Here is an 11775-nt window from a genome sequence, read left to right on the forward strand (position 1 = left end):
GGCGGTGGCCCTAAAGACCTAACCAACACAAACCGCCAACCTGGCGCCACTGCCGCATGCCCCAGCGGCCCGAAAGCCTGCGTTTGCCTGCGCTTTACTGCCCAGAACCCGGGTAAACCCTAGGTGGTAGAGCAGCGAAGAACGAAACTATAGCACAGGTATTTTGCGCCGCGCAAACGCAATTCGGGCCAAATCAATAGAAACCCGCCGCCACGCGCACGGCCCGCACGTAAGCTATTGAAACAAATATGAAATATATTTTAGGGGCGCGCGTAAAATATTTTCAGGGCATGGGCCGAGGGAAGGCAAAAGCGACGGAATTGGGACGGTTTTACCCGCTGAATTGACACATCGGTCTATAGGGCGCCTCCCACGCGACCGTTTCCATATATCGATAAAGCACAGTTCTATGCGTTTTAAGGACAATAGTCCGACCCACCTGAAGCGGCCCGTTCCATTCTGTAGCGAAAGCAGTTCGAACGGCTTGTTTTATAGAGAATAGTTCACGTATCGATCGGCACCTTATTAATACCCATATGGGATTTATCCATGAAATGCGGGGAGATCAGCTGTGGACATCCCACTATAATCAGCGACACCCGTACTTAATTACATTGCATGATCATGAATCCGCAGACGCCTTGCTTCGTCGTTAACCTTGACTCCTACTGGGCGACGCCGCTCGATGGAACCTGGTTTGAGACGTCCTCGAAAGCCATGTGACAGAACAAGAGCCGAAAGAGAATACGGCGCATTGGCCAGGGCCGGGATCGGAACATCACTGAGCCACATCTATATATAGAAGAGAGATGGTTGAGCGCACCCTTCCCTATGCCGTCACTCTAGAAGACGATGTCTGCCTGGATAACGGCTTCGCGCAACTGGTCCAATCCGTATCGGCCAATGCGCTTGAAAGCCTGTTCGCATCCAATGAACCCGCGACGATCCAGCTCTCCCATGTGAACCGCGCCTTTCGGTGGCCGGGAAGCGGACGCAAGCCGCGTCGCAGATCGCCCAGGACACTCAGGAGCCACTTGCAGCGCATAGGACATGAGCTTATCGTCAAACCCATGTTCGTCCGGCGCCTACAGAAAATTCCCACCTAATGCCCAGACAGCCTATAGTGGAAACCTGCTCATCAGAATGAAGACAAGCCCGCACATGACTGAAGATATTCTCATCAACGTAACGCCTTTCGAAACACGTGTAGCTCTGGTCGAACAAGGGTCGGTCCAGGAGCTGCACATAGAACGCAGTATCCAGCGCGGGCATGTGGGCAATATCTATTTGGGCAAAGTGGTACGGGTGCTGCCCGGCATGCAAAGCGCCTTCGTCGACATCGGGCTCGAAAGAGCCGCTTTCATTCATGTTGCCGACCTCAGGCAGAACCGGGTCGAGCGCTCGAACGGCATGGTTGCCACTCCCATCGAGAAGTTGTTGTTCGAAGGCCAGTCGCTCATGGTCCAGGTCATCAAGGACCCGCTGGGCACCAAGGGCGCGCGGCTTTCCACACAAATCAGTATCGCTGGACGCATGCTGGTTTATCTACCTTACGACCCTCACGTCGGAATATCGCAGAAAATCGAATCGGAAGAAGACCGGGCTTCATTGCGCGAACGCGTGCTTTCATTCATGCCGGAAGGCGAAAACGGTGGATTCATCGTCCGGACCCAGGCTGAGGGCGCCACCGACGATGAGCTGCGGGCGGACCAGTCCTACTTGCGCACGATATGGAATAGCATACAGACCAAAGCAAAGTCCCAACCTACACCATCTGTGCTGTACACCGACCTGACGCTGGCCCAGCGTGTTTTGCGCGACATGGTGGGGCCGTCGACTGGAATGATCACGGTGGACTCCCGCAGCACCGCACAGGAACTCCTGGACTGGGCGGCCACCTACACGCCTTCCGTGTTGAGCCGCATCCGCCACTACAGCGGCGAACGACCGCTGTTTGATACGGCCAATGTCGATGAAGAAATAGCGCGTGCCCTGTCGCGTCGCGTCGACCTGAAATCCGGCGGCTATCTGATCATCGACCAGACCGAGGCCCTGACCACTGTCGACGTGAATACCGGCGGATTCGTCGGAGGCAGAAACTTCGACGACACCATATTCAAGACCAACCTGGAAGCGGCCGTGGCACTTGCGCGTCAACTGCGGCTGCGCAACCTGGGCGGTATCATCATTCTTGACTTCATTGATATGGACGATGCCGGCCACCGGAGCTCGGTGCTGGCCGAGCTTAACAAGGCGCTGGCCAAGGATCGCACCCGCATGACGGTCAGCGGATTCAGCCAGCTCGGCCTGGTCGAAATGACGCGAAAACGCACACGCGATTCCTTGGCTCACCAGCTCTGCGAACCCTGCCCCACCTGCCAGTCGCGCGGCAATGTGCGTACGCCTCGTACCCTGTGCTACGAAATCCTGCGCGAGATATTGCGTGAGTCGCGCCAATTCAATCCCAAAGAATTCCGAATACTGGCGTCACAGGCCATCGTGGATTTGTTTCTGGAAGAAGAAAGTTCACACCTTGCCATGCTGGGCGATTTCATCGGCAAGCCGATCTCGCTGGAAGTCGAGAGCCTTTATTCCCAGGAACAATACGATATTGTTCTTATTTAGCCGGGCACACCTCGGGATGCAGGATGGCATTGAAGAGATTGTCAACGCGCTTCTTGGTGGCAGTGTCGGCATAGTAGGTGAAGATCTGCCCTCTCGTTCGCTCTTCATCCATCATGGTGGACTGGTACTGGACAAGATCAACCAGCACAGCCTGTTCGAAACTTTCAGCGTCTGCCGGCTTATCGACGATGGTGGCGTAGTTCGTCTGGCGCGGGTCCACTGAAAAATGCGGCGCACTGCCGCATGCGTCCTTGTGCTTGAACAAGGCCATCTGAATCTTGGGAAAAGTTAGCGGAATGGTGCGTTCGCCCCGGGAATATTTTGGATCGCGCAAATCGACCAGCCGCAGGCCCGCCGCACCCGCGGCGCAACCAGCCAGCACCAGTGCGGCAGCCATAATCGTCATTTTCTTCATGTTGTTTTCTCGTTCATGTTCAAATCTCGTCCCGGAACTGCATGCGATAAAGCGACGCATACAAACCATTCAATGCCAGCAATTCTTCGTGGCGGCCCTGTTCTACAACCCGTCCGGCGTCCAACACCACGATACGGTCTGCTTTCTGGACCGTGGAAAGCCTGTGGGCGATGACCAGCGTCGTTCGCCCGGCCATCAACAGTTCAAGTGACGCCTGTACCTGCCTTTCGGATTCATTGTCCAATGCGGACGTGGCTTCATCGAGAATAAGAATGGGCGCGTTTTTGATCAATGCCCTGGCGATCGCCAGGCGTTGTCGCTGGCCGCCCGATAACTGGCCGGCATTCTCGCCGACAGGCGTATCAAGGCCTTGGGGCAAACCTTCGACAAATGAAAGCAAGTTCGCCGCATCGAGGGCATCGCGGATTTCTTCCCGGCTGGCCTCGTGGAGCGAGCCATATCCCACATTTTCCGCGATAGTGCCTTCGAAGAGTACGACGTCCTGGCTGACCAGCGAAAGCTGGGCGCGCAAATCGCGCAAGGGGACGTCCTTGACGTTCTGTCCATCGATCCGCACCTCTCCGCTGCGTGGATTGACGAAGCGCGGCAACATATTGACCAGCGTGGTCTTGCCGCTACCGGAGCGACCCACCAGCGCCACGGTTTGCCCCGGCTCTGCAAGAAACGATACATCGGAAAGCGTATCGGTCTGGGAAGTCGGAAAGCGGTGACAGACATGACTGAATTCGACGCGCCCTTTTACCGGGAGAGCCAGCGTCTGCGTACCTTTATCATCCTCGGGCTTTTCATCGATCAGCGTAAAGACGCTTTCGGCAGAAATAAGCATACGCTGCATGGCGCTGGCGATATTGGTCAGACGCTTCATGGGATCGAATATCTGGCCCAAGGCTGCCATAAAAGCTGCAAAACTGCCCACGGTGAGCCCTTCGGTATTGGCCTGGTACAAGGCGACCGCGATGACGGCAGCCACTGACAAGCCCACGGAGAACTGGGTAAGCGGCGACATGGCGGCGTCGGCACCCGCCGCCCTCATGGCGAAGCGTCGCAAGCGGGCGTTGACGTATTCGAAGCGACCCGCCTCGCGATCATAGCCATCGAACAGCTTGATGACGCGCTGGCCATCGATGCCTTCGCGGACCACCCGGGTCAGTTCCGCGTTCATGCCTATCGTTTCGCGGTTGATACGCCGCAATCGCTTGATGAAGACGCGGGCGATCAGTGTGGAAACGGGCAACATGATCAGCACGATCAGGGTGAGCTGCCAGGACATGTACAACAGGACGGCGAGCAATGCCACAACCACCAATGTTTCGCGTACCACCACCGTTATCACTTCGGTGGCGAGTCCTGTGACGGTGCCGGCATCAATGGTGAATCGGTTCAACAGCCGGCCGGAGTCGCCGCGCTTGAAATGCTCGTCGGAAAGTCCGAGCAAACGCTGGAACATTTCTTTGCGAAGTCCCAGCAGCATATTGTTGGCCACCCAGGCCAGCAGATAGGTACTGCCATAGCTGCAGATACCGCGCAGGAACATCAGTCCGACGACAGCCAGCGGAATCGACCAGATATACGAAGGCTTGTTGCCGGAAAAACCCTGGTCCAGCAAAGGTTTCATGATGATGGCCAGCGTCGGCTGGGTCGCCGCCGCCACGCTTACCAGTAAGACCGCCACAAGTACCGCTTTCCAATAGACTCCGACGCGAGTGTAGATCCGACGCCACAGTTCGAATTTAACGGGATCAGAATGTGACGAAGTGGCTTGAGGGGAAGACTTCAACAATTAACTCGCTTATATACTAATGGATGCATCATTTTAGCGTTCTTGCCAAGGCATGGCCGTGCATGCGTCGTTGAACAAGAATATCAGCCATCATACTTCCCCGCTACTGCCTGCAATACATGCCTAATCTTTCAGCTATCTATGTGCGTCTACCCAACTGGATCGGCGATGTTTGCATGAGCCTGCCCAGCTTGCATGCCTTGCTGAACACCCGCCTGCCCATCGTGGTATGCGCAAGGCCGTGGGCCCGGGATCTGCTCTCCGCCTACAAACTGGGCGGTTTCATAGAAATGAAAGGACGATGGCGTGAAGACCGCGCCACCGTGCATGCCTTTCGCAAGAAAGCCCAGCACGCTCATCCGCGAGGTTTGCTGCTTACGGACTCCTTGTCCAGTGCCATGGTGTTCAAGTTTGCGGGGGTTCCAAGCGCCGGATATCGTGACGATGGGCGCAGCTTGATACTACGCTGGCCGATCAATAAACCTGCGGCGCGCTTGCATGCCGTGGAGTCCTGGTATTTCATTACCAGCCAGGCGCTGAAACGATGGAATCAACTACCGCCGCCAGCCGATCCACCGCCGAGCCTTGGCCTTCAACTTACCGACAGACACCGCGCTGAAGCGATGCATGCGCTCGGCGGGGCAGACCTCTCCGCTGGTCAGTTCATTTTGATTGCGCCGACTGCGACGGGCCTGCATCGAGGCAAAGCCAAGGTATGGCCGCATTTCGACGCGCTGACCAGAAGCCTGCAGCAACGTGGTTACAAAGTGGCCATGTGTCCACCAGCGACTGAAGCAGAAGCTGCCAGGACGAATGCCCCCACCGCGATCTGCCTTCCTCCGCTGCGCCTGGGCGCGTTTGCTACACTCACCCGACTTGCTTCGCTGGTCGTGTGCAACGATTCGGGAGTTTCCCATCTCGCTGCGGCAACCAATGCTCGACAGCTTTCCTTGTTTGGCGTAACGCAGCGCGAGCGTACCGGCCCTTGGTCCGAGAATGCGAGCTGCCTGGGGTCAGCGCACGCATGGCCTACTCTCGAGGAAACTGAGCAACGGGTTCTTGTCCTATTGCAATAGAAGAAAATTGAACGGCACGCATGACACTATCAAGTTTCCTGACCAACCTGGTGATTCCCTTGAACCTGAGCATCACGCTTTTGGTGATCGGTGTTGTACTGTTTATGCTGCGACAGCGCAAGACTGCTTTCTTTTTTGCCGTGATCGGCCTGTGCTGGGCCTTGTTCTGGTCTTTGCCTGCATCGTCCTTATGGGCCGGCGGGCGCCTGGAACAGCTGTATCCGCATAGCATGCCGATGAAGCTGCCCAGTGCGCAGGCCATCGTCGTGCTGGGAGGAAGCACCGCAAATAACCGGCTGAACTGGTTCGAACCCTACGACAGCGGCACGGCCACGGCCCGTGTCGATACCGCAGCCGTTCTTTACAAGGCGCATCGCGCTCCGCTCATCATCGTGTCAGGCGCAGCGTTGGAAGGCAATATCAGCGAAGCGCAAATCATGGCCAATGCTCTCGCGCAACAAAACATTCCCCAACAAGCGATCGTCATGGAGAGTGACAGTTTTACCACTTATGAGAATGCGGTGAACACCAGCAAGGAGCTCAAACGGCGCAATATCGACCGTGTACTGCTGGTGACCTCGGCGCTTCATATGCCGCGCGCGATGGCCGTCTTCAAAAAACAGGGGGTTGATGCAATAGCTGCCCCATCAGCACCGCAAATCGTGGTGCCTGACGATCAAGGTTTCTCGTTCTGGCAACCCAGCATGCGAGCGTTGCAGGCCAGCCGTTCCATCGTAAAGGAATACGTCGGCCTGCTGGTGTATTGGGTACGCGGCTGGATTTGAACCATGGAATGTCGTCGTCATTGCGGCGCCTGCTGCATCGCACCATCCATCTCGAGTCCGATTCCCGGCATGCCCAATGGAAAGGAGGCAGGAGTCCGCTGCGTCCAGCTCGACGAGAACGAACAATGTTTGATCTTCGGCCATCCTGAACGGCCAAGTGTTTGCGCATCCTTGCGGCCGGAACCTATCATGTGCGGAATAAACCGCGAGTACGCATTGCAATGGCTCGGATACTTGGAAGAAATCACCGCGCCAAACCAGCGATAAGGGGCTTTGGTTGCAGATACAAAAAATAAACCTCGGACCCCTATCGACGAAGTATTGCTCAAGCGTATATTGAACAGTGGACAAAGGGCGCAGGCCAGACGACGCACCCTTTGATCGAGTGCCGGAGGGTATCCGGCGAGTTCTGCGTTCAGCAGCATAGTCGGTGCACTGGGCGCACAACGACTATGGAGCGCGCCATGACCACTGCTCAAGCCATGAACATCAAGGAATTAAAAGAAGGATTCGGCGGAGATATCCTACTTCCCGGCGATTCCTTATATGAAAATGCACGCAAAATCTGGAACGCAACGATCGATAAGCGCCCTGCGCTGATTGCACGATGCTCCGCCACTCGGGACGTCGCCCGGGCTGTCGATTTTGCAAGGGATAAAGGACTTCTGCTCGCGGTGCGGGGTGGAGGGCACAACATCGCGGGCAATGCCATTTGCGATGACGGTATCGTGATTGATCTTTCAGCCATGAAGGCCGTAAACGTCGACCCCGCCGCTCGCCATGCTACTGTGGAAGGCGGAGCGACACTTGCCGACATGGATGCTGCCACACAAAAGCACGGCCTCGCCACGCCGCTAGGCATCAACTCCACCACTGGCGTAGCGGGCCTGACGCTGGGTGGAGGTTTTGGATGGCTCAGCCGAAAATTCGGCATGACGGTAGACAACCTGGAATCAACAGAAGTCATTATGGCGGATGGCAGACTACTCCATGCCAATGAGACCGAACATCCTGACCTGTTCTGGGCACTGAGGGGCGGAGGAGGCAACTTCGGTGCGGTAACCGAATTTACATTCAAGCTTCATCCAGTTGGACCAAACCTGTTGAGCGGCCTGATGGTGTACCCGGTATCCGAGGCAAAAGCGGTGCTTCGGCAATACCGTGACTTCATCGCAGCCGCCCCCGACGAACTTACGGTATGGGCTGTCCTTCGGCAAGCACCGCCACTGCCTTTTCTACCGTCCGATGTTCATGGACAGGAGATCGTAGTCCTCGCGATGCTTTATGTAGGCCCCCCTGAAGATGGTGAAAAGGCCATCGCGCCATTGCGCGGCTTTGGCACCTTGCTGGGCGAGCACACCGGCGTTCAGCCTTATGTTGACTGGCAAAAAACCTTTGACCCGCTGTTGGCGCCGGGCGCACGCAATTATTGGAAATCCCACAATTTCACAAAGCTCGATGACGGCCTGTTCGATGCCGTCATCGACTACATAGGAAGGCTTCCATCGCCACAATGCGAAATTTTCTTCGGAGCAATTGGTGGCGAGACGACCCGGAAAGCCCCGAACTTCACCGCTTACGCCCACCGAGACGCCCGCTTTGTGATGAATGTGCATGGCAGGTGGGACGATCCCGCCGACGACACGCGCTGTATTGCGTGGGCTCGCAATTTCTTCAACGCCTCGGCACCGTATGCAAGCAGTGGTGTTTATGTCAATTTTCTGACCTCTGAAGAGGTCGATCGGGTCCGTGCCGCTTATGGTCCGAATTATGATCGCCTGGCACAGATCAAACGGAAATACGATCCGCAGAATCTATTCCACATAAACCAGAATATCGTGCCGGCATGAATGAATGAGGACATCCCCGCTCAGTACACCTGGTCGCCGTGGCCATCGGACCATATCGACGCCTCTCTGCGCCGTTCAGGCATCCGATGTGCCCGGCGTGCCACGTGACACTCAAGCCAAACGGCCTTCGATTAACGCTCCATGAGGACTTCCGTATAAAGTTCCACGTACCGGCCAGCCACCCGGGGCCAACTGTGGCGGTCCACAACTTGGCCACCGCCCCGGACCAGATGTTCGCGCCATGCCGCGTCATCGCTGATTTTCAGGACCATCTGCGCCAGTTGGTCGGCATCTTCCGGGTGCTTCAAGAGGACGGCCTCGTGCCCATCGCGCACATACTGGGCGAAACCACACCATGGTTCAGGGCTCAGGATGACGGGCAGGCCGAATGACATGGCTTCCAGCGGCGCCATGCCGAAGCTATCGTTCAAGGTCGGATGCACGTAAATGTCCGCCGCCGAATAATAGGGCGACACATCAGGCGTTTCTTCCACCAACCGTATACGGTCTTCCAGCGAACTAAACGCTGCGGATCGATGTATGTATTCCCGAGTGCTCGCATTGCCGCCGACAACCAGCAGCTTGAAATGTTCCGGGAGTTTTTGGAGTGCCTTCAATACGGTGGGCAAGCCCTTGCGTAGTGGGTTGCGGGCAACCAGCAGGCATACACAATCATCCAGTGTCCAGCCCATGGCGTTCCGGACTTCTTCCCTATCGGCAACGGAAAGGTTCTGCGGGCGGGTAACTCCTGGTGGAATGACGGGGCAGGAAAATCCGGCACCATAGGCCTGGCGCAGTTGCTCTGCAATAAGGCCTGAAACTGCCACTGTACGATGCGCCGGCCGGGGTCTCACACGCCTTGCCTCCAGGCTCAGATACGTATTGACGCGCAGACTGACGTACGAAAGCAGCTTCTTTATTGTAGGCAGCGGACGGACACGCCAGTTATATCGCACCGGTGTGACATGGACCACTTCTATGTCGCCACACCATCCATTCATGTGCGAATGAACAATATCGTAGTTGTGGCGGGTGGCCATACGGGCCCGCCACGCAAAAATCAGTACACGGATCCAGCTTGGCCAGCGAGACCATGAGCGCAGAGGCACGAAAGGCAATCGCAAATCGCACGCGTCATCGTATTCGCGTGCATACACAGTGATGTCGTGATCCCGTACCAGCTCGCGCATCAAGGCGACACCATAAGCTTCGGCGCCGCCAAAACGATTACCGAATCGATCTACTACAAAAGCTATTCTGAGTCTCTGCGTCGGCATAGGCGTGCAATCAGTGTGAATAAAAGCCACTTGGGCCGGGCCTAAGCGTTGCGTCGTTTCTCTTCGAGCCGCGTCATGCATTTCTGGAGAAAGCGAAAGATATTGGTGGATCTTGCCACCGTTACCCGTGGCAAACCATAGATATCGTCGGAGGAGTTGGCCAAGCCACCCTGCGTCGTAGTGGCATTGAGATAGCCGGCATTGCGCACCATGGCGCGCAGTTCCGGGGTCTCTCCACCATAGGGGTAGCAGAAGGCCGTAACCTCTGCGGCAATGGCGTCTTGCAGTTCATGCCGAGACTGCCGGATCTGCTGATCGGCAAGCTCCGGAGAAAGCTTGGGCAAATAGGGATGGTCCAGCGTATGCGAGCCGACCTCCATGCCGGCAGTTGCCCACGCCCGCATTTCATCGACCGACATGAGGTCGGAATGGGCTATGCCTTTCTCCCGGTCCCATACATTGCCGCCGCCCAGTTGTCGGGCGACGAAATAATTAGTGGCGGTAAAGCCCTGCTGCACCAGTATCGGCAAGGCATGCTGATAGACATTGCGGTAGCCGTCGTCGAATGTTATGCCCACCACTTTGCCTTGGCGCTCGCCACTTAAATAAGGCATGAGGCCGCGCATGGAAAGGCCCCGATAACCGAAGCGCCGCAGCCATGTCATTTGCCGTCGGAAATCTGCGGGGTGGACGATAAGACTGCGATAGGGCGTGCCTTTGGGTGCGGGCTGCCCTATCTGGTGGTACATGAGGATAGGTATCATGCAAACGATTATATCGGCGCGGGCAGCTTCCGTACCAAATCTCGAGCCTGTTCATAGACCTTTTTGGTGCCTTCCAGAAAGCTGGGCGTGGAGAATACCTGCTCCACCCGCGTGCGCGCTGATTGTCCCATTTCCGATAGGCAAGAAGGGTCAGCGGATACCTGGTTCAATAGCCGGACCAACGCATCAACGTCACCGGCTGGCACCACCCACCCATCGAGCCCATCTCGAACGTTTTCTGGCAGGCCGCCGGCGTCCGAAACCAGCGCTGGCAAGCCCATAGCCATGGTCTCGCAGCTGGCATAGGAGGCTGCTTCACGATATGAAAGTACAAAGCCGATATCGCAAGCAGCCAGGACCGTGCGCACATCCTTGACCAAGCCTGGAAACACGAGTTGGTTCTGCAAACCGAGAAGCGCTACCTTGTCCAGCATTTCTTGCGAGGGTGGATCACCGGCAACCACCATGCGGAAACGGCTGCGACAGTCCGGGTCCAGACGCGAGATCGCCTCCGCAAGAACCAGCCATCCTTTGTTGTAATCAGTCCCACCTATGCTGCGTAATACCACCACAGCATCGCTCAGCGTTCCGAATAATTGCTGCCTGCAGTCATGCTTCACAGATGCAGTAACCGGCCGCAAGGAATCAATATCGATTCCGTTCCGAACAACATGAATGGGGTGACGCCTGTAATTCGATTCTGACAACATCCGTGCAACGTAATCGCAGACCGCAATGGATATGTGGGTACCAAACTTGGCGCGCAAGCGATGCCCTAAACTGGAAACCGGATTGGTATTGTGCTTGGTCCAGACAATTGCAGGACGATGTCGCAATCCTAGGCTGGCTAACATAATATGGCGGTGATCGGCCCCCCCATTTACATGAATGATATCGAAGCGCTCCTGTTTCAGAAACCTTCGCAGAAGCCTGACTTCACTGAATAAAGAAAGCGGCCTGGAAGTGTAGAGCCCAGGCAACACGCGGACTCCCGGCAGGCCGGCCGCGTACCTGTAAAGTCGCCCTGTCGGGGGTGCCGCAATGGTGAGATCGGCGTCGTCTTTCAGCCCTTTCAACAGACTCATGACGTAAGTGACATGGCCGCCACCATTTCCATGGTGTATGTCGGTGATCAGGATTTTCATCGTGGGCCCGCAGCATCCTACAATGGCGAGCCCTCAT

Annotated in this window: 11 protein-coding genes; 6 read left to right on the forward strand and 5 right to left on the reverse strand. The window is 56.4% G+C overall.

Annotated elements, in window-relative coordinates; genetic code table 11:
• The first annotated feature begins 809 nt into the window (after window positions 1-809).
• Both CR155_RS02460 and rng read left to right on the forward strand, forming a co-directional pair.
• On the forward strand, window positions 810-1106 hold the full coding sequence (locus CR155_RS02460; protein WP_102068420.1) for a hypothetical protein: 297 nt from the start codon (window positions 810-812) through the stop codon (window positions 1104-1106).
• 55 nt (window positions 1107-1161) lie between these two features.
• Complete coding sequence (gene rng / locus CR155_RS02465) at window positions 1162-2625, forward strand: ribonuclease G (protein ID WP_102068421.1); 1464 nt, start codon at window positions 1162-1164, stop codon at window positions 2623-2625.
• On the opposite strand, the gene CR155_RS02470 is transcribed toward rng, so the two are convergent.
• Complete coding sequence (locus CR155_RS02470; RefSeq protein WP_102068422.1) at window positions 2618-3040, reverse strand: hypothetical protein; 423 nt, start codon at window positions 3038-3040, stop codon at window positions 2618-2620. The genes rng and CR155_RS02470 overlap by 8 nt on opposite strands.
• Before the next feature lie 19 nt (window positions 3041-3059).
• Complete coding sequence (gene msbA, locus CR155_RS02475) at window positions 3060-4841, reverse strand: lipid A export permease/ATP-binding protein MsbA (RefSeq protein ID WP_102068423.1); 1782 nt, start codon at window positions 4839-4841, stop codon at window positions 3060-3062.
• A 119-nt stretch (window positions 4842-4960) separates the two neighbouring features.
• Here msbA and CR155_RS02480 point away from each other — a divergent pair, with 119 nt between their 5' ends.
• The 4 genes from CR155_RS02480 to CR155_RS02495 all read left to right on the forward strand — a co-directional run bounded on the left by CR155_RS02480 (window position 4961) and on the right by CR155_RS02495 (window position 8552).
• Window positions 4961-5917: a glycosyltransferase family 9 protein gene (locus tag CR155_RS02480; protein ID WP_102068424.1), complete on the forward strand. Its 957-nt coding sequence runs from the start codon at window positions 4961-4963 to the stop codon at window positions 5915-5917.
• A 20-nt stretch (window positions 5918-5937) separates the two neighbouring features.
• Window positions 5938-6702, forward strand: a complete 765-nt coding sequence (locus CR155_RS02485) for a YdcF family protein (RefSeq protein WP_102068425.1) — start codon at window positions 5938-5940, stop codon at window positions 6700-6702.
• Between the two features lie 3 nt (window positions 6703-6705).
• The gene (locus CR155_RS02490) at window positions 6706-6969 is read left to right on the forward strand and encodes a YkgJ family cysteine cluster protein (RefSeq protein WP_102068426.1); all 264 of its coding nucleotides are present in this window, start codon (window positions 6706-6708) and stop codon (window positions 6967-6969) included.
• A 197-nt stretch (window positions 6970-7166) separates the two neighbouring features.
• Window positions 7167-8552, forward strand: coding sequence for an FAD-binding oxidoreductase (locus CR155_RS02495; RefSeq protein WP_102068427.1), 1386 nt, complete (start codon window positions 7167-7169; stop codon window positions 8550-8552).
• A gap of 131 nt (window positions 8553-8683) precedes the next feature.
• Here CR155_RS02495 and CR155_RS02500 read toward each other — a convergent pair whose 3' ends face one another.
• From CR155_RS02500 to CR155_RS02510, 3 genes are read right to left on the reverse strand one after another with little or no spacing between them, the layout of a single operon-like run.
• The gene (locus CR155_RS02500; RefSeq protein WP_102068428.1) at window positions 8684-9829 is read right to left on the reverse strand and encodes a glycosyltransferase family 4 protein; all 1146 of its coding nucleotides are present in this window, start codon (window positions 9827-9829) and stop codon (window positions 8684-8686) included.
• Window positions 9830-9870: 41 nt separating this feature from the next.
• Complete coding sequence (locus CR155_RS02505) at window positions 9871-10578, reverse strand: polysaccharide deacetylase family protein (RefSeq protein WP_102068779.1); 708 nt, start codon at window positions 10576-10578, stop codon at window positions 9871-9873.
• A 23-nt stretch (window positions 10579-10601) separates the two neighbouring features.
• Window positions 10602-11738 carry a glycosyltransferase family 4 protein gene (locus CR155_RS02510; RefSeq protein ID WP_102068429.1) on the reverse strand — a complete coding sequence of 379 codons (1137 nt, stop codon included), beginning with the start codon at window positions 11736-11738 and terminating at the stop codon, window positions 10602-10604.
• Window positions 11739-11775 lie beyond the last annotated feature (37 nt).

The sequence above is a fragment of the Pollutimonas nitritireducens genome, from assembly GCF_002849615.1.
In the GTDB taxonomy this organism is placed as follows: domain Bacteria; phylum Pseudomonadota; class Gammaproteobacteria; order Burkholderiales; family Burkholderiaceae_B; genus Pollutimonas; species Pollutimonas nitritireducens.